14 protein-coding genes and 1 pseudogene are annotated in these 17,616 nt (G+C 73.1%); 7 read left to right on the forward strand and 8 right to left on the reverse strand.

Annotation, left to right across the window (positions count from 1 at the left end):
* From B7P34_RS30305 to B7P34_RS30315, 3 genes are all read right to left on the reverse strand, one after another.
* On the reverse strand, window positions 1–123 hold a 123-nt coding region (locus tag B7P34_RS30305; protein WP_146166841.1), incomplete at its 3' end, for a biotin carboxylase N-terminal domain-containing protein.
* Window positions 124–130: 7 nt separating this feature from the next.
* A complete protein-coding gene (locus tag B7P34_RS30310) occupies window positions 131–1,669 on the reverse strand; it encodes an acyltransferase domain-containing protein (RefSeq protein WP_106681393.1) in 1,539 nt (512 codons plus the stop codon).
* 252 nt (window positions 1,670–1,921) lie between these two features.
* Window positions 1,922–2,827, reverse strand: coding sequence for a response regulator transcription factor (locus B7P34_RS30315; RefSeq protein WP_106681394.1), 906 nt, complete (start codon window positions 2,825–2,827; stop codon window positions 1,922–1,924).
* A 449-nt stretch (window positions 2,828–3,276) separates the two neighbouring features.
* On the opposite strand from B7P34_RS30315, the gene B7P34_RS30320 reads away from it, so the two are divergent.
* Window positions 3,277–3,981 carry a ScbR family autoregulator-binding transcription factor gene (locus B7P34_RS30320; RefSeq protein ID WP_223268390.1) on the forward strand — a complete coding sequence of 235 codons (705 nt, stop codon included), beginning with the start codon at window positions 3,277–3,279 and terminating at the stop codon, window positions 3,979–3,981.
* 679 nt (window positions 3,982–4,660) lie between these two features.
* A complete protein-coding gene (locus B7P34_RS30325) occupies window positions 4,661–5,644 on the forward strand; it encodes a sensor histidine kinase (RefSeq protein WP_189383181.1) in 984 nt (327 codons plus the stop codon).
* A 19-nt stretch (window positions 5,645–5,663) separates the two neighbouring features.
* On the opposite strand, the gene B7P34_RS30330 is transcribed toward B7P34_RS30325, so the two are convergent.
* From B7P34_RS30330 to iolC, 3 genes and pseudogenes are all read right to left on the reverse strand, one after another.
* Window positions 5,664–6,374, reverse strand: a complete 711-nt coding sequence (locus B7P34_RS30330) for a ScbR family autoregulator-binding transcription factor (RefSeq protein WP_106681397.1) — start codon at window positions 6,372–6,374, stop codon at window positions 5,664–5,666.
* Between the two features lie 104 nt (window positions 6,375–6,478).
* Window positions 6,479–7,357 (reverse strand): Cgl0159 family (beta/alpha)8-fold protein, encoded by an 879-nt coding sequence (locus B7P34_RS30335; RefSeq protein WP_106681398.1) that lies wholly within the window; start codon window positions 7,355–7,357, stop codon window positions 6,479–6,481.
* A 485-nt stretch (window positions 7,358–7,842) separates the two neighbouring features.
* Window positions 7,843–8,856 (reverse strand): annotated as a pseudogene (gene iolC / locus B7P34_RS30340) (5-dehydro-2-deoxygluconokinase); the annotation flags it as partial.
* 168 nt (window positions 8,857–9,024) lie between these two features.
* Here iolC and B7P34_RS30345 point away from each other — a divergent pair.
* From B7P34_RS30345 to B7P34_RS30365, 5 genes are all read left to right on the forward strand, one after another.
* Window positions 9,025–9,951, forward strand: coding sequence for a sugar phosphate isomerase/epimerase family protein (locus B7P34_RS30345; protein ID WP_106681399.1), 927 nt, complete (start codon window positions 9,025–9,027; stop codon window positions 9,949–9,951).
* A gap of 19 nt (window positions 9,952–9,970) precedes the next feature.
* Window positions 9,971–11,008 (forward strand): Gfo/Idh/MocA family protein, encoded by a 1,038-nt coding sequence (locus B7P34_RS30350; protein WP_106681400.1) that lies wholly within the window; start codon window positions 9,971–9,973, stop codon window positions 11,006–11,008.
* Between the two features lie 291 nt (window positions 11,009–11,299).
* On the forward strand, window positions 11,300–12,322 hold the full coding sequence (locus B7P34_RS30355) for a Gfo/Idh/MocA family protein (protein ID WP_106681401.1): 1,023 nt from the start codon (window positions 11,300–11,302) through the stop codon (window positions 12,320–12,322).
* A gap of 226 nt (window positions 12,323–12,548) precedes the next feature.
* Window positions 12,549–12,755, forward strand: coding sequence for a helix-turn-helix transcriptional regulator (locus B7P34_RS30360; protein ID WP_106681402.1), 207 nt, complete (start codon window positions 12,549–12,551; stop codon window positions 12,753–12,755).
* A gap of 140 nt (window positions 12,756–12,895) precedes the next feature.
* On the forward strand, window positions 12,896–13,126 hold the full coding sequence (locus B7P34_RS30365; protein WP_106681403.1) for a heavy-metal-associated domain-containing protein: 231 nt from the start codon (window positions 12,896–12,898) through the stop codon (window positions 13,124–13,126).
* A gap of 498 nt (window positions 13,127–13,624) precedes the next feature.
* Here the strand turns inward: B7P34_RS30365 and B7P34_RS30370 are convergent, their stop codons facing one another.
* On the reverse strand, window positions 13,625–14,923 hold the full coding sequence (locus B7P34_RS30370) for a citrate synthase (protein WP_435693988.1): 1,299 nt from the start codon (window positions 14,921–14,923) through the stop codon (window positions 13,625–13,627).
* A gap of 253 nt (window positions 14,924–15,176) precedes the next feature.
* Entirely contained in the window at window positions 15,177–17,405 is a 2,229-nt protein-coding gene (gene recD2, locus B7P34_RS30375; RefSeq protein ID WP_106681405.1) for an SF1B family DNA helicase RecD2, read from the reverse strand.
* Window positions 17,406–17,616: the final 211 nt, after the last annotated feature.

Raw genomic sequence — 17,616 nt, forward strand, 5'->3', positions numbered from 1 at the left:
GACATGCAACGCGTCACGGTCCGGATCCGCGTAGACCGCCACACTGGCAATCCCGGCATCCCGGCACGCGCGAGCAACGCGGACAGCGATTTCGCCACGGTTGGCGATGAGCACCTTGCGCACGATGAGTTCACTTCTCCAGAGGGGCCGGAGGGGCCAGAGGGGTTTCGGCGGGGACGAGGTGGGCGGGCAGCTCCGCGGGGCGCACGGAGGCGCCGGCGAAGCAGGCGTGCCACGCGACGTGGGCGCCGCGGACGTACGCCTGGGCGAGCGAGGCCAGCAGCGTGGGCGCCTCGGGGCGGGCGCGCCGCACGGTGGGCAGCAGGGCCGCGGGGCGGCCGGGGGTCAGGCAGGACTTGCCCATGCTGGTGAGGATGGCGTCGGGGCCGACCTCCAGGTAGGTGGTGGTGCCCCGGGCCTCCAGGGTGGCCATGGCGTCGGCGAAGCGGACGGTCGCGCGGATGTGGTCGACCCAGTAGCCGGGCGTGCACATCTCGTCGGGCGAGACGGGCAGGCCGGTGACGGTGGAGACCACCGGGATGCGCGGGCTGTGGAAGGTGATGTCCGCCACGGCCGCGCGGAAGTCGTCGAGGACGGGCTCCATCAGCGGCGAGTGGAAGGCGTGGCTGACGGGCAGGCCGCGGGTCTTGCGCCCGGCGGCGGCCAGCTCGGCGGCGATCTCCCCGACGGTCCGCTCGGCGCCCGCCAGGACCACGGAGGCGGGGCCGTTGACGGCGGCGATGCCGGCGGTGGCCGTGCGGCCTTCCAGGTAGGGAGCGACGTCGGCGGCGGAGGCGAGGGCGGCGGTCATCACGCCCCCGGCGGGCAGGGCCTGCATCAGCCGGCCGCGTACGGCCACGAGGCGCGCGGCGTCCTGCAGCGACAGCACGCCGGCGGCGTGGGCGGCGGCGATCTCGCCGATGGAGTGCCCGGCGAGGACGTCGGGGCGCACGCCCCAGCTCTCCAGCAGCCAGTACAGGGCCACTTCGACGGCGAAGGTCGCGGGCTGCGTGTACTCGGTGCGGCTCAGGAGGTCCGCGTCACCGCTGTCGATCACCTCGCGCAGGGGGCGCGGCAGGTGCGGGTCGAGGACGTGGCAGACCTCGTCGAAGGCCTCGGCGAAGACCGGGAACGCGGCGCGCAGCTCGGCGCCCATGCGGGGGCGCTGGGCGCCCTGCCCGGTGAAGAGGAAGGCGAGGGCGCCGTCCTGGACGGTGCCGGTCGTCAGGCCGGGGGCGGCTTCGCCTGCGGCGAGGGCGTTCAGGCCGCTCAGGGCGTCGTCGCGGCCGGTGACGAGGAGGACGGCGCGGTGGGGGCCGTCGCCGCCGCGCGAGGCCAGGGCGAGGGCCGCGGACGCCGGGTCCGGGGCACCGGCGGTGCCGGTCGTGTCCGCCGCGCCGGTGCCGGTCGTGTCCTTCGTGCCCGTGCCGGTCGTGTCCTTCGTGCCGGTGCCGGCGAGGAGGTCGCACAGCGCCGCGGCGCGGGCGCGCAGGCCCTCCTCGGTGTCCGCGGAGAGGACGAGGGGCAGCGGGGCGGCGGCTGCTTCGGGCGGTACGGGGCGCTCCAGTGTGGTGGCGCCGGAGGGTGCGTGGTCCATGGAGGCCTGCCTCGCGGTGTCGTCGGGAAATTCCAGGTCGTCGGCCGTGCGGGAGCCCGCGCTGCGCGTCATGGCAGCGTGCGGGCGGACGGAAGGGGCGCCGCGGGCACCGTGGTCGTCACCGCGGCCGGCGTGCGGAGCGCCGGGGCCGCGGGATGCGCGGCGGTGCGTGGGGCGGAAAAGGGTGGCCGGAAGGTGGGGCGGCCGGGAAATCCGTGAGTGATTTCCCGTTCCCCGTCGCTGCGGCTTCGTTGCCGTGCGAAAAGCATCTGGAATTGGTGACTGACCGTCAAGGTATCCCCCATCAGACCTTGGTGAACTGTGTCAGGCGTTCGTCAGAGCCGTGCCGAGCCGCACCTCCGATGCGTTTTCCGGGGAATTCCGGCCGGTGTTCCCAAGGTGTCCGAAGCGGAATCCGACGCCGCGGATGGTGATGATCCAATCAGCGGAACCGAGCTTTCCGCGCAGGCTGCTGACGTGGGTGTCGATGGTGCGGCCGGGCCGGGACCAGTTGTCGTCCCACACCTGCGTCATGAGTTCCTTGCGGGATATGACCTTCTCCGGCTGCGAGGCGAGGAGACGGAGGAGGTCGAATTCCTTGCGGGTGACCTCGATGCGGCGCTCGCCGAGGCGGACCTCGCGCGTTCCCGCGTCGATGGTGAGCGGTCCGGCGGTGATGACCAGGGCGGCGCTGCGGTCGCGGCCCCGGGGGCGCGCGCGGCGCATGACGGCCTCGATGCGGGCCATGAGCTCGCGGAAGCCGTAGGGCTTGATGACGTAGTCATCGGCGCCGGCCTGCAGGCCCAGCACCCGGTCGAGCTCGCTGGCGCGGGCGGTGACGGCGATGACGGGGATGTCGCTGGCGGCCCTGATGGCGCGGCAGATCTCCAGGCCGTCGAGGTCCGGCAGTTCGAGGTCGAGGAGGACGAGGTCCGTGTCGGCGTAGGTCTCCAGGGCCTTGCTCCCGGTGCCGGCGACGGCGGTGTCGTACCCGTGCCGGCGCAGCCCGTGGACCAGGGTCTCGGCGGCGCGGGCGTCGCTCTCGACCACGAGGACGCGCAGGGTGTCCTCCGCCCGGACGGCTTCGGTCCGGCGGGTCCTGGCGCCCTGGCCCGCTGCGCCGGCGGGACCGGCCGAGCCGGAACCGGAGCGCGGCCGGGGGACGCGCGGCGCCGGTGGCGTCCTGCGTATGTGGGGGTCGAGAGAGGTGGTGGTGGCTTGCTGGTTCATCCGCTGCTCCTGCACTGTCGCGCGGCGCTGGGGCCGCTAGCCGACCGTTCAACATGAGATTACAAACCGGACTGCTGGTATGTCAAAGGTCTTGACCATCACCGAGGGGCGACACCCGGCCACGCCCGCCGAACACCCCCATCCGCAACCGCACCATCCGGCCAACGGGCGCTTCCCCAGGGAGATCAGGCCTTCTCCGCACCATTCGCAGGGCGGGGCAATCCGGCCGGGATGCACGGCAAACAGGAGGAGAATCCGGTTAATTACCCTGAGAAACAGGGGCATACCCCATGGATTCGGACAGCCTTGAGCTAGAAATAAAACCAGTTAGTTGGTTTCATGGTTCCCATGATGTTGTCCCCCCTCCACGTTCTTACGTTCGCGCAGCTCAGCGCGGCTTCAGGCGGCCCCGCACGCACCACCGGAACGCACTGCTCCAAGGTCCTGTCATGGGTTCTGTCATGACCAAGCAGGAACGGGCCATGAACACCCGTCACGCCCTGATCCGCTCCGCGGCCCAGGCCTTCGACCAGCACGGCTACACCCGGGCCAAGCTCGCCGGCATCAGCGCCGGCGCCGGCGTGAGCACGGGCGCGCTGCACTTCCACTTCGACACCAAGGCGGCCATGGCCGCGGCGGTGGAGACGGAAGCCGCCCGCATCCTGCACGCCGTCGCCCGCCGCGTCCACCGCCGCAGCCCCTGCGCCCTGCAGGCCCTGGTCGACACCTCGCACGCGTTCGCGCAGCAGCTGTGCTGGGACGTCGTCGTACGGGCCGGCTTCCACCTCAACTCCCGCACCTCGCACGCCGCCGGGACGGACCTGCTGCAGGAGTGGCTGGAGTGCGTGCGGCGGTACCTGACGCGGGCCGCGAAGGAGGGCACGATCCTCGCGGGCGCCTCGGCCGAGGACATGACGGCGACGATCATCGGGGCGACGATCGGCTTCGAGGGGCTCGCGCGGCGCGACCGCGAGTGGCTCTCCCGGGCCACGCTGTCCAGCCTGTGGCGCGCGCTGCTGCCCCGGCTGGCCACCCCGGAGACCCTGGCGCGGCTGGAGCCGGCCGGGACGGAGTCCGCGCTCAGCGCCGGCGGCGCCGTCGTGCCCGCTCCGGGCGGGCGGGACGACTCGGCGCGGGAGTCGCCCGGGCACTGACGGGAGACCGGACTCAGGACTCACGCGCGAACACGCGAACAGGGCCGTACGGAGCGGCCGGCCACCGGAGGGGGACCGGGCCGGCCGCACCGTACGGCCCTGTCGCGCGTCCACGGGCGGGATGTCGCATGTCCGCGGGCGCGGATCGGCGGGACTGGGCGGGGGCCGGGCGGAGGCCGGGCGGGAATCGGGCGGGATCACGCGGGAATCGGGCATCCGGCAGGAACCGGACGGGAATCGCGTGGCGGAAAATCGACGCACCGCCCGCCTGGAATACCGATGATCCGGTTTTTCCGCCCGCCGTAAGTCCGCTATGGCGGTCCGGCGAGTGCGCCGGAACCATCACATCTCCCCCACGAATCCCGCATCACCTTCACGGAGACTGTTGACAAACAGGATGACCGGTTTGTTAACGTCCCCGGTGTCGGATCGACGCACACGTGGGGGACATGTGGGAATCGCGGACAGCTCAGCGGGACACGCCGGCCGGTCGGGGTTCGCCCTGCTGGAAGCCGTGGTGGGGAACGGCTTCACGACGGCCCTCCAGGAGGGGCTGGGCCGCTCGGCCGTCACTTCCCTCGGCCCTCACCGGACACACGGGGCGCATGGGGCCCACGGCGCGCCTGGGATGCAGGGGGTCCTCGGGGCGCGGCAGCAGGCATCCGGGCAGGTGGTGCCCATGGTGCCGGCGCAGCGGCGTCCCGCATCGGGGAGCGCCCTGGGCGTGGACGCGGGCGCGGTGATGCGCCGTTACGAGGCGGCCCTGCCGGAGGTCCTGGAGGAGCTCGGGTGCGATGCGCCCACGCTGCGTTCGTCCCTCGCCCTGCACGCGCGGTGCGCGCTGGCCGCGGCCGAAGCCGCCGCCGAACGGGGCGGCCCGGCCCCCGCGGACGCCTGGCGGGCGCCGGCGGCGCTGCGTACGGACACCCGGGTCCCGGAAGCGGCCGCGGGCCTGCTGATGGAGTGCGCGCTCCAGGAGGTGCTGGCGTCCGGCGACCCGCGGGGGGCGGGGACCGCGCGCCGTGCGGCGCGGGTGGTGCGGCTGCTCGGGGGCGGCGCCGCCGCGGGCCGGGACGACGAGGTCTGGCGGGAGCGGCGGCGGCTGGCACGCGAGATCCACGACCAGCTCGGCACGTCGCTCACCCTGGCCCTGCGCCACCTGGAGTCCCCCGGCGCCGGGGAGGCGCAGGCGGCCGGGAGGCTCGTGCGCGAAGCGCTCGGGCGGTCGCGGGAGCTCGTCGGGGAGCTGCGCCTGGCGGCCGAACTGCCGCCGCTGGCACGGGCCGTCGAGGAGTTCGCCGCGCAGGCGGCGCCCGGGACGCCGGTGTCCGTGGCCTCCACGGGGGACGAGGCGCTGCTGTCCGACGCCTCCCGGCGCGAGCTGTTCTGGTCGTTGCGCGAATGCCTGTGCAACAGCTTCGTGCACGCGCCGGGCGCGGCGGTGGAGGTGACGACGCGGGTGACGCGGCGCTGGGCCCACGCCCGCGTGGAGGACACCGGGCCCGGGTTCGACGCGGCGCGCGTCATGAGCGAGCCGGCGGCGGGCGGCCTGCGCTGGGTGCGCGAGCGCATCGAGGACATCGGCGGCCGGGTGACGCTGGAGAGCACGCCGGGCGAAGGCACCCGGGTGAGCATCCACGTGCCGCTGCTGGCACGCGCCTGAGGGGCCGGGCGGGCGGGGCTCAGGCGGTTGTCGCTGCTGCGGCTTCCTCTTGGCTCCCGGCCTCCTGCTGCGCCTCTTGCTGCTCCTGCTGCGCCTTCTGGGCCTGATGGGCCTTCCAGACGCGGGCCCCGCGGTCGGGAGCGGTGTCGAGGTTCCGCAGCGCGCCGGGGACGGCGACGCCGGGCAGGAACGTGTCGTAGAGGAGGGCGATGCGCTTCTCCAGGGCACCGCTCTCGCCGTGGGCCGTGGCGAGGATCTCCACGCCCGTCCACGCCCCGACGAAGAGGGTGGCCGTCGCGCCGGGGTCGACGTGCGGCAGGACCTCGCCCTGCGCCTTGGCCTCGGCCAGCTGCCCCGCGATGAAGTCGATCCAGGCGGGCCAGGAAGTGCCGAACAGGTCACGGGCCTTGCGGTCGGCGGACAGCCGGATGGAGGCGCTCAGCAGGGGCTCGCCGGGCAGGCGGTGGGCGAGGACCATGCCCACGTCCACCCACTCCTGCAGCCTGGACTCCTGGGGCAGGATGCCCTCGATGGTCAGCGCCTGGCCGAGGACCCCGCGGGCCAGCTCCTCCTTGGAGGCGAAGTGGAAGTACAGGGCGCCCTTGGTCACGCCCGCGCGGGCGAGGATCTGCGCGATGGTCGTGGACTCGTAGCCGAACTCGTCGAAGACGGCACCGGCCGCTTCCAGGATCAGACGGCGCGTGCGGACCGCCCGCTCCTGCTTCGCCACGAGGAACCTCCGTACTGCCTGCCGACTGCCTGCCGAGCGCCGTCCGAAAATAAATACCGTGCAGTACGTATCTTACATGCGGGGTCACGACGGCCCGACCGGCGTCAGAGCAGCCCCACCGCCGTGTCCACGGCCCGCGCCACGTCCCCGTCCGCGGGGTAGAGGAGGGACCGGCCCGCCACCAGCCCCTGCACCGTCGGCAGGCGCAGCGCTGACCGCCAGCGCTCGTACGCCGCGTCCTGGTCGCCGCCGACGTCGCCGCCCAGCAGCACCGCCGGCAGCGTCGACGTCTCCATCACCCGTGCCATGTCCGCGGGGTCGTCCGTCACCGGCACCTTCAGCCAGGTGTACGCGGACGTCCCGCCCAGGCCGGAGGCGATGGCGATCGCCCGCGTGACGGCGTCGGCCCCCAGGTCGTTGACGACGCGGCCGCCGGCCCGGCGGGACATGAACGGTTCGACGAAGACCGGCAGCCGCCGGGCCGCCATCTCGTCGACGGTGCGGGCGGCCGCGTGCAGGGTCCTGAGCGAGCCGGGGTCGCCGGGGTCGATGCGCAGGAGCAGCTTCCCGGCGTCGAAGCCGAGCGCGGCCAGGTCCTCCGCGCGCGGCCCGGTGAAGCGGTCGTCCATCTCGAAGGCCGCGCCGGCGAGGCCGCCGCGGTTCATGGACCCGATGACGACCTTGTTCTCCAGCGCGCCGAGCAGCAGCAGGTCGTCCAGGATGTCGGCGGAGGCCAGGACCCCGTCCACGCCGGGCCGCGACAGCGCGAGACAGAGCCGCTCCAGCAGATCGGGCCGGGCCGCCATGGCGAACGGCCGGTCCCCGACGGCGAGGGCACCACGCGCGGGGTGATCCGCCGCGATGACCATCAGCCGCCCGCTCTCCCCGACGAACGCCCGCCGGCCGCGCCGCGCGGCAGCTTCGGCAACGGCCTCGGGGTGCCGGCTACGGATACGGGCCAGATCGGCGATACGCACGGTCATGGGCGGGGGACCTCCGCACGGGGGTCCTGGCCGGACGGGCGGGGGGCCGGGCTGGACGAGTGGGGGGCGCCGCCGGGCGGGTGGGGGTCCGCGCTGGACGGGCGGGGGTCCCCGCCGAGCGAGCGGACGTCCCCGCCGGACGAGTGACGGTCCATGCCAGGCGGACGGGCGTCCGTGCCGGACAAGCAAGGGTCCTGACCGGACGGGCAGGCGTCCGCGCCGGACGGTCGGCTGTCCCCGCCGAGCGGGCGGCCGTCCCCGCCGGACAAGCAGGCGTCCGCGCCAGACGAGTGACGGTCCATGCCAGACGGACGGGGGTCCGCGCCGGACGAGCAGGGGTCCTTTCCGGACGGGCGGGGGTCCCCGCCGAGCGGGCGGCCGTCCGCACCGGGCGGACGGAGGTCCCCGCCGGACGGACGGCCGTCCGCGCCGGGCAGGCGGGAGTCCTCGCCGCACAGGCAGAGGCCCCCGCCGGAGCGGCCGGCCGCCCCGGAGCTGCGGGTCAGGAGGGCCTCCACCTCCTGACCCGTCGGCATGGCCGCCGAGCACGACAGGCGTGAAGCCACCAGCGCCCCCGCCGCGTTGGCGAACCGCAGTGTCCGTTCCAGGGGCCAGCCGGCCAGCAGGCCGTGGCACAGGGCGCCGCCGAACGCGTCGCCCGCGCCGAGGCCGTTGACGACGTCCACCTCCACGGGCGGCACTTCCGCCACCGTCCCGTCGCGGTGGACGGCGAGGACGCCGTCGGGTCCCCGTTTGACCACGGCGAGTTCGACGCCGGCGGCCAGCAGGGCGTGCGCCGCCCGCAGCGGCGCGCGCTCGCCCGTGGCGACCTCGCACTCGTCGGCGTTGCCGACGGCGACGGTGGCGTGGGCGAGGGCCGCGGCGTAGTGCGGCCGGGCCGCGGCCATGGCGGCCGGCCCCGTACGCCCGCCGTGCCCGGACGCCCCGCCCTCGCCGCCCCAGAACAGCGGCCGCCAGTCCAGGTCGAGGACCGTGACGCCGCGCCGCCCCCGCGCCGCGAGCGCGGCCAGCGTCGCGGTCCGGCTGGGCTCCTCGCACAGGCCGGTGCCGGTCGCCCAGAAGATGCGCGCGGCCCGGATCGCGCCGAGGTCCAGCTCGTCCGCGTGGATCTCCAGGTCGGGCGCCTTGGGGCGGCGGTAGAAGTAGAGCGGGAAGTCGTCCGGCGGGAAGACCTCGCAGAACGTCAGGGGCGTCTGGTACGCGGCGACGGGCGTCACCCACCGGTCGGCCACGCCGAAGCCGCGCAGCGCGTCGTGGAGGTAGTCGCCGAAGGGGTCCGCACCGGTGCGGCTGATGAGCGCCGCGCTGCGGCCGAGCCGCGCGGCGGCGACCGCGACGTTCGCGGGCGAGCCGCCCAGGAACTTGCCGAAGGTCTCGGCCTTCGCCAGCGGCACCCCGGTCTGCAGGGGATACAGGTCCACGCCGACCCGGCCCATCGTGATCAGGTCGAAAGACGTACGCGCACTCGGGTGGCTCATCGGCGCCCTTCCTGAGGTTTCGGCTCGGGCCATTGTCCTTACATATAGACGTGAGCGGAAGACATCTTGACGTTACGTCCGTATGTCAGGACGTAGTCTTGACACTCCCCCGTACCGCGGGAAGGCTACGGGCACGCCCCAGCCCCTCCCTCGCCCGAGGAGAGCACCATGCCCGCTCCCGACGCGACCGCGAACGTCCCCGCACGGCACCGGATCCGGGTCGGGTCCGCCCCCGACTCCTGGGGAGTCTGGTTCGCCGACGATCCGGCCCAGCTGCCGTGGCGGCAGTTCCTGGACGAGGTCGCCGACGCGGGCTACGAGTGGATCGAGCTGGGCCCGTACGGGTACCTGCCCACCGACCCGGCCCGGCTGCGCGACGAGACGCAGCGGCGCGGCCTCACCGTCTCCGCCGGCACGGTCTTCACCGCGCTGCACCGCGGTCCGGCCGCCTGGGAGGCGACGTGGGCGCACATCGCCCCCGTCGCGGAGCTCACCGCAGCGATGGGGGCGCGGCACCTCGTCGTCATCCCCTCCTTCTGGCGCGACGACAAGACCGCCGAGATCGTCGAGGACCCCGAGCTGACCGCGGACCAGTGGCGACACCTCACCAGCGGCATGGAGCGGCTCGCGCGCGAGGTCCGCGAGCGGTACGGGCTCGGGATCGTCGTCCACCCGCACGCCGACACCCACCTCGACACCGAGGCGCACGTCGAGCGCTTCCTCGACGCCACCGACGCGTCGCTGGTCCCCCTGTGCCTGGACACCGGGCACTACGCGTACTGCGGCGGCGACAGCGTCAGGCTCATCGAGACGTACGGGGAGCGGATCGGCTACCTCCACCTCAAGCAGGTGGACCCGGAGGTCCTCGCGGACGTCCTCGCCAAGGGGACGGCCTTCGGGCCCGCCGTCCGGCAGGGCGTCATGTGCGAGCCGCCGCGGGGCGTTCCCGCGCTGGAGCCGGTCCTCGCCGCGGCGTCCCGGCTGGACGCGGACCTGTTCGCCATCGTGGAACAGGACATGTACCCGTGCCCGCCGGACCGCCCCCTGCCCATCGCGCGGCGCACGCGGGGCTTCCTGCGCGGCTGCGGGCTCTGAGACCGGGAGACTTGCGACGATGAAGCACGAAGGCGAAGGCGGAGGCACGGACGCGCTCCGCGTCGCGGTCATCGGCACGGGGCGGATGGGCTCCGACCACGTCCGGCGCCTGGACCGGGTCATCAGCGGGGCCCGGGTCAGCGCGGTCATAGACGTCGACGGCGGGCGCGCCGAGCGGATCGCGGACGGCGTCCCCGGCTGCACCGCGTACACCGACGCCGCCGCCGCGATGGACGCCGGCGACGTGGACGCCGTGCTCATCGCCTCCCCCGGCCCCGCGCACGAGGCGGCCCTGCTGGCCGCCTTCGCGCGGGATCTGCCCGTCCTGTGCGAGAAGCCGCTCACGCCCGGCGCGGAGTCCGCGCTGCGGGTGATGGAGGCGGAGGTGAAGCTCGGGCACCGGCGGGCGCAGGTGGGGTTCATGCGCCGCTACGACACGGAGTACCTGCAGCTGAAGGCGCTGCTCGACGGCGGCGGGCTCGGGCGGGCGCTGATGCTCCACTGCCGGCACCGGAACGTGGCCACGCCGCCCGGGTTCACCGAGGCGATGATGATCAACGACTCGGTGGTGCACGAGATCGACGCGACGCGGTGGCTGCTGGGTCAGGAGATCACCGCGGTGAGCGTGGTGAAACCGGCCCCCTCGTCGGCCGCGCCGGACGGGCTGAGCGACCCTCAGCTGGTCCTCCTGGAGACCTCCGGCGGCGCCCTGGCCGACGTCGAGGTCTTCGTCAACTGCGGGTTCGGCTACCAGGTGCAGTGCGAGGCGGTCGGCGAGCGCGGCAGCGCGCGGCTCGGCGACGCGCACGGCCTCTACGTGAACGCCGCCGGGCGCTGGGGCGGCGCCGTCGCCCAGGACTACGTGGACCGCTTCCGCGAGGCGTACGACCGCGAGGTCCAGCACTGGGTCGACGCGGCGCGGCGCGGCGTGACGGAGGGACCGAGCGTGTGGGACGGGTACGCGGCGGCGGCGGTCTGCGAGGCGGGCGTCCGGGCGCAGACGTCCGGCGCGCGGACGGAGGTCACCTTGACGGCCCGCCCGCCGATGTACGGGTGACACCCGGTGCCAGGGTCTCGCGTTGCGGCGCGGTGCCTTGGTTACGCGCCGTCGCGGCGGGATGCTCTCGCCTCCGGCGAGACTGCCACGGGCGGCACCCGGCCCTCTCTCCCGTGGCGAGGCGGGCGGCGACAGCCTGCCGGGCCCCACGGCCGCACAGCCCGTGCCCGCACGGGCACATCCCCCCGCCGCAACGGCGACCAGCCACAGCGGCGCAGACCGGCGGTGCCGAGTCGTCAGTCGTCGTCTGCCTGCGGAGCAGGGGACCGTACCCACAGGACGGAGTCACGCATGCGGATCGGAGTCGTCGGGGCCGGGCGGATCGGGGCGCATCATGCTGCGGTCCTCGCAGCACTCGGCGGAGTCGAGTGCGTCGTCGCGGACGCCGACCACGACCGCGCCGCGGCCCTGGCCGCACGCGTCGGTGCCCGGGCCGCCCCCTCCCCCGAGGCCGTGTTCGACGGCGGCGCCGACGCGGTCGTGATCGCGGCGGCCACCGCGGCGCACCCCGCCCTGATCGCGCGGGCGGCCCGCGCCGGCCTCCCCGCGTTCTGCGAGAAGCCGGTCGCCCTGGACGTCCCGGGCACGCTGCGCGCGCTCCGCGAGGCGGACGCGGCGGGGACGCTCCTGCAGCTGGGGTTCCAGCGCCGTTTCGACGCCGGTTTCCGCGCGGCCCGTGCCGCCCTGCGCGCCGGCCGCCTGGGCCGCGTGCACACGATCCGCGCCGTGACCTCGGACCCGGCGCCCCCACCGGCCGCGTTCCTGGCGCAGTCCGGCGGGCTGTTCCGGGACTGCCTGGTGCACGACTTCGACGCCGTCAGGTGGCTGACGGGCCGCGAGGTGACGGAGGTGTACGCCCGCGGCGCGACCGGCGGGGCGTCCGCGGACCTCTTCCGGGAGGCGGGCGATGTGGACACGGCCGCCGTCCTCCTCACCCTGGACGACGGCACGCTCGTGACGGCGACGGCCACCCGCTGCAACGGCGCGGGCTACGACGTCCGCATGGAGCTGTCGGGCGAGCTCGACCAGTGGGTGGTGGGCCTGGACGCCCGTACGCCCGCGACCTCGGCCGAGCCGGCCGGCCCGCCCCCGCCGGCGCGCCCCTGGGCCGGCTTCCTGGAGCGGTTCGCCCCCGCGTACCGCGCCGAGCTGGAAGCCTTCGTGGCGGCCGTCCGCGGCGAGGCCCCCAACCCGTGCCCCGGCCGCGAGGGGCTGTGCGCCCTGCTGGTGGCCGAGGCGTGCGAGACGTCGCGGCGGGAGAACCGCCCGGTACGGGTCGGGGCCGCGCCGTCCCCGGCTCCGGCCCCGGACTGACACGCGCACGCATCCCGGCACGCTCTCTCCCCTCTCGAAACGGCGTCATACACGCGTCACGAGCGTCACGTTCTCGCCGCCCTTCCGTCACAGCCGCACCACGGCGCCGCATCGGTGGTCACTCTCCGTCGTTCAAACCGACAACAGTCGTGGTGATCGACAAGGCCGCGCCGCAGCTCCCCCGACGGGTTTCCCCCGCCGCTGCGACGCAGCGGAGAGGCGCGAGATGACTGACCGTCGACTCTGGTCCTACAAGGAGATCGCAGCGCACATCGGTGTGCAGACCGATACCGTGCGGACCTACCGGAAGCACGGGTTGCTGCCCAAGCCCGACCACACCGAGGGCGGCAAGCCCTACTGGTTCGCGGACACGGTCCGCGCCTGGGTGGCGAGCCGCCCGGGCAACCGCGCCCGGCGCGATCCGAACAACTGACCCCCGTCCCCTCCGGGCCCCGGACCGTCACGGTCCGGGGCCCCCGGCTTTCGGGCCCTTCCCCACCCCTCGGAATACCCCCTGGGGGTAGTCTGTTTCCTCGCACGGCAGCACGATCGATCTTCCCGAGGAGAACCGCCATGAGCGCTCAGCCCACCGCCACCACCGCCGTCTACCGCGTGACCGGCATGACCTGCGGCCACTGCGAGTCCGCCGTGCGGACGGAGCTCGCCGGCCTGGCCGGCGTCACGTCCGTGCGGGCCGTGGCCGCCACCGGCGAGGTCACCGTGGTGTCGGCGGCCCCGCTGGACGAGGATGCCGTGCGCGCCGCGGTGGACGAGGCGGGCTACGAGCTCACCGGCCGCGCCTGACCCACCGGCCGGGGGGCGCTCCAGCATCCCGATACGCGCAGGCCCCGGTACACACGGACCGCACCTCAGTCCGATACGTAACCCACATAAGTGACACAACACCCACACAATCAGGATCTTGCCCCACTGCGCCCGTTATGGCAGGAGACCTAGATCACAGCAATGTCAACGTAACCATTGCGGGGGGTCGTGGGTCTAACCGGGCAGTGCTGGATCGTCTTGGGGGACGGTACCGGCCACGCGTGGCCGGGGCACGTACCCGGGGAGCTTTGAGCGGCCCTCCCGTACGTACGCGTCCCGGCAGATCGCGTCGGCTGCGCGCACCGAGGCTCCCGGCCGGATCCCGTGGGGGGAATCCGTACCGGGGAACGGGAAGCGCCCCGCTCCGACCCGTGGGGGGATCGGAGGCGGGGCGCTTTTCACAGCCCATGCGAAAAGCCCTGAGAGCCACGGCGGCTCTCAGGGCTTTTGTCGGCTACGGGGCCGTGCGGCCGAGCGTCAGGCGCGCTCGACCGGCAGGTCCCGCTCGACGACGCCGGTGTAGATCTGGCGCGGACGGCCGATCCGGGAGCCCGGCTCCTTGATCATCTCGTGCCACTGGGCGATCCAGCCCGGGAGGCGGCCGAGGGCGAAGAGCACGGTGAACATCTCGGTCGGGAAGCCCATGGCCCGGTAGATCAGACCGGTGTAGAAGTCCACGTTCGGGTAGAGGTTGCGCGAGACGAAGTAGTCGTCGGAGAGCGCGTGCTCTTCCAGCTTCAGCGCGATGTCGAGCAGCTCGTCGGACTTGCCGAGCGCCGAGAGGACGTCGTGCGCCGCCGCCTTGATGATCTTCGCCCGGGGGTCGAAGCTCTTGTAGACGCGGTGGCCGAAGCCCATCAGGCGGACGCCGTCCTCCTTGTTCTTCACCTTGCGGATGAAGGAGTCCACGTCGCCGCCGTTGGCCTGGATGCCCTCGAGCATCTCCAGCACCGACTGGTTGGCGCCGCCGTGCAGCGGGCCCCACAGGGCGTTGATGCCGGCGGAGATCGAGGCGAACAGGTTGGCCTGCGAGGAGCCCACCAGGCGCACGGTCGACGTGGAGCAGTTCTGCTCGTGGTCGGCGTGCAGGATCAGCAGCTTGTCCAGGGCGCTGACGACGACCGGGTCCAGCTCGAACTCGGCGGCGGGCACCGAGAAGGTCATGCGCAGGAAGTTCTCGACGTAGCCGAGGTCGTTGCGCGGGTAGACGATCGGGTGGCCGATCGACTTCTTGTACGCGTAGGCCGCGATCGTCGGCAGCTTGGCCAGCAGCCGGATCGTCGACAGGTGACGCTGCTGCTCGTCGAACGGGTTGTGGCTGTCCTGGTAGAAGGTCGACAGCGCGCTGACCACGGAGGACAGCATGGCCATCGGGTGGGCGTCGCGCGGGAAGCCGTCGAAGAACCGCTTGACGTCCTCGTGCAGCAGCGTGTGCTGGGTGATCTCACCCTTGAAGGTCGCCAGCTCCTCGGCCGACGGCAGCTCGCCGTTGATCAGCAGGAAGGCGGTCTCGAGGAAGGAGCTGCGCTCGGCGAGCTGCTCGATCGGGTAGCCCCGGTAGCGCAGGATGCCCTGCTCGCCGTCGAGGTAGGTGATCGCGGACTTGTAGGCGGCGGTGTTGCCGTAGCCGGAGTCCAGGGTCACCAGACCGGTCTGGGCGCGGAGCTTGCCGATATCGAAGCCCTTGTCGCCGACGGTGCTGTCGACCACCGGGTAGGTGTATTCGCCGTCCCCGTACCGCAGTACTACAGAGTTGTCGCTCACGTCATCCCTCACCGACGTTGTGCCTCTTCTTCGAGGTGCCCTGACTACCCCTACCTTCCCCCATTTGGACGATGCACGTGCACTCGGGGTCGGCCATAGGGCCTAAAGACGGCACTCAGTGCCGCCCAGCCTGGCCATACTGCCCCCTTCGCCCCGGTTGGTAAACCGATGAGAGACGAATCCCACCCCGGATCCACGCTCTCCGGGGCCCCTTCGGCCCGATATGGGGCCTGTCCGGCCCTTCACAAAACCTCCCCGAACGCCCTCACATTCCCAGCCGGTGATCGAGTGCGGTGCACCTCCTGCCTGCGGAGACGGTCCGCACGGCCTGCCCGAGCGCCTTCCGCGAGCCCACCAGCACCACCAGCCGCTTTGCCCGCGTTACTGCGGTATAGAGCAGATTGCGCTGCAGCATCATCCACGCACCGGTGGTGACGGGGATCACCACGGCCGGGTATTCGCTGCCCTGCGAGCGGTGGATCGTCACCGCGTAGGCGTGCGCGAGCTCGTCGAGTTCGTCGAAGTCATAGCCCACTTCCTCGTCCTCGTCGGTGCGCACGGTGAGCCGCTGCTCGACGACGTCGAGACCGGTGACGACACCCACCGTGCCATTGAAAACGCCGTTCTGCCCCTTTTCATAGTTATTGCGCACCTGGGTGACCTTGTCGCCGACGCGGAAGACCCGGCCGCCGAAGCGGCGCTCGGGCAGGTCGGGCCGGGCGGGCGTGATCGCCTGCTGCAGCAGCCCGTTGAGAGTGCCGGCCCCGGCGGGGCCGCGGTGCATCGGCGCCAGCACCTGGACGTCCCGGCGGGGGTCGAGCCCGAACTTGGCGGGGATGCGGCGCGCCGCCACATCCACGGTGAGCCGGCCCGCCTCCTCGGTGTCCTCCTCGGCGAAGAGGAAGAAATCCGTCATCCCCTGAGTGATGGGCTGTGCCCCGGAGTTGATGCGGTGTGCATTGGTGACCACACCGGACTGCTGCGCCTGCCGGAAGATGCGGGTGAGCCGGACGGCGGGGACGGGACTGCCGGGGGCGAGGAGATCGCGCAGCACCTCCCCGGCACCCACGGAGGGCAGTTGGTCCACGTCGCCGACGAGGAGCAGGTGGGCGCCCGGCGGCACGGCCTTGACGAGCTTGTTGGCCAGCAGCAGGTCGAGCATGGACGCCTCGTCGACGACGACCAGGTCGGCGTCGAGGGGGCGGTCCTTGTCGTACGCGGCGTCGCCGCCGGGCTTGAGCTCCAGGAGCCGGTGGACGGTGGAGGCCTCGGCGCCCGTGAGCTCGGAGAGCCGCTTCGCGGCCCGCCCGGTGGGGGCCGCGAGGACCACCTTGGCCCCCTTGGCGCGGGCCAGTTCGACCACGGAGCGGACGGTGAAGGACTTGCCGCAGCCCGGCCCGCCGGTGAGCACGGCGACCTTGCTGGAGAGCGCGAGCCGGACCGCCTCGCGCTGCTCGGGGGCGAGCTGCGCGCCCGTGCGGCCCGCGAGCCAGGTCAGGGCCCGGTCCCAGTCGACGTCCTGGAAGGCGGCGAGCCGGTCGGCGCCGTCGCCGAGCAGCCGCTTCAGCTGCCCGGCCAGGGAGAGTTCGGCGCGGTGGAAGGGGACGAGGTAGACGGCGGTGACGGGCTGCCCGTCCTCGCTGCCGGGGACCTTCTCGCGGACCACGCCCGCGGCCCCTTCCCCACCCGCCCCCTCTTCCTGAGCCGCCAGTTCGGCGAGGCAGTCGATGACAAGGCCGGTGTCCACCTGGAGGAGCTTCACGGCGTCGGCGATCAGCCGCTCCTCGGGGAGGTAGCAGTGGCCCTGGTCGGTGGACTGGGAAAGGGCGTACTGCAGCCCGGCCTTGACCCGCTCGGGGCTGTCGTGCGGGATGCCGACGGCCTGGGCGATGCGGTCGGCGGTGAGGAAGCCGATGCCCCACACGTCGGCGGCCAGCCGGTAGGGCTGGTTGCGGGTGACGGAGATGGAGGCGTCCCCGTACTTCTTGTAGATGCGCACGGCGATGGAGGTGGAGACGCCGACGCCCTGGAGGAAGACCATGACCTCCTTGATGGCCTTCTGCTCCTCCCAGGCGGCGCCGATCAGCTTCGTGCGCTTCGGGCCGAGACCCGGGACCTCGATGAGGCGGGCGGGGTCGGTCTCGATGACGTCGAGGGTGTCCGTGCCGAAGTGCTCGGTGATGCGGTCGGCGATGCGCGGGCCGATGCCCTTGATCAGGCCGGAGCCGAGATAGCGGCGGATGCCCTGGACGGTGGCGGGCAGGACCGTGGTGTAGTTCTCGACGGTGAACTGGCGTCCGTACTGCGGGTGGGAGCCCCAGCGGCCTTCCAGCCGCAGCGACTCCCCCGGCTGCGCGCCGAGGAGCGAGCCGACCACCGTGAGGAGGTCGCCGCCGCCGCTGCCGGTGTCGACGCGCGCGACCGTATAGCCGCTCTCCTCGTTGGCGTAGGTGATCCGCTCCAGGACACCTTCGACGACTGCCATCTGGACCATGCACCGACGGTACCGGTCAGTTCCGACAGTGGTTCGAGAGCTGTGGATAACTGCGGCTCGGTCCGGCACCACCGGCCCGCCGGCGTCGTGGTCGCCGCGCTCGGCGTAGCGGCGCGGGTAGTGGTGCAGCAGATCGCCGGCCGTGTGCAGGTCGAGGTGCTCGGCCATCACCTTCGCGGTGCTGCCGCCGAGGATCTTCTTCAGGGGTTCG

The organism is Streptosporangium nondiastaticum, from assembly GCF_003011965.1.
Lineage (GTDB): Bacteria > Actinomycetota > Actinomycetes > Streptomycetales > Streptomycetaceae > Streptomyces > Streptomyces nondiastaticus.

Excerpts from the sequence above, each read along its gene's own strand:
- B7P34_RS30355 (WP_106681401.1), top strand. The coding sequence starts at position 11,300 with ATGCGGATCGGAGTCGTCGGGGCCGGGCGGATCGGGGCGCATCATGCT.
- B7P34_RS30350 (WP_106681400.1), top strand. The coding sequence starts at position 9,971 with ATGAAGCACGAAGGCGAAGGCGGAGGCACGGACGCGCTCCGCGTCGCG.
- B7P34_RS30360 (WP_106681402.1), top strand. The coding sequence starts at position 12,549 with ATGACTGACCGTCGACTCTGGTCCTACAAGGAGATCGCAGCGCACATC.
- recD2 (WP_106681405.1), bottom strand. The coding sequence starts at position 17,405 with ATGGTCCAGATGGCAGTCGTCGAAGGTGTCCTGGAGCGGATCACCTAC.
- B7P34_RS30325 (WP_189383181.1), top strand. The coding sequence starts at position 4,661 with ATGGTGCCGGCGCAGCGGCGTCCCGCATCGGGGAGCGCCCTGGGCGTG.
- B7P34_RS30365 (WP_106681403.1), top strand. The coding sequence starts at position 12,896 with ATGAGCGCTCAGCCCACCGCCACCACCGCCGTCTACCGCGTGACCGGC.
- B7P34_RS30335 (WP_106681398.1), bottom strand. The coding sequence starts at position 7,357 with ATGACCGTGCGTATCGCCGATCTGGCCCGTATCCGTAGCCGGCACCCC.
- B7P34_RS30315 (WP_106681394.1), bottom strand. The coding sequence starts at position 2,827 with ATGAACCAGCAAGCCACCACCACCTCTCTCGACCCCCACATACGCAGG.
- B7P34_RS30320 (WP_223268390.1), top strand. The coding sequence starts at position 3,277 with ATGGGTTCTGTCATGACCAAGCAGGAACGGGCCATGAACACCCGTCAC.
- B7P34_RS30310 (WP_106681393.1), bottom strand. The coding sequence starts at position 1,669 with ATGACGCGCAGCGCGGGCTCCCGCACGGCCGACGACCTGGAATTTCCC.
- B7P34_RS30345 (WP_106681399.1), top strand. The coding sequence starts at position 9,025 with ATGCCCGCTCCCGACGCGACCGCGAACGTCCCCGCACGGCACCGGATC.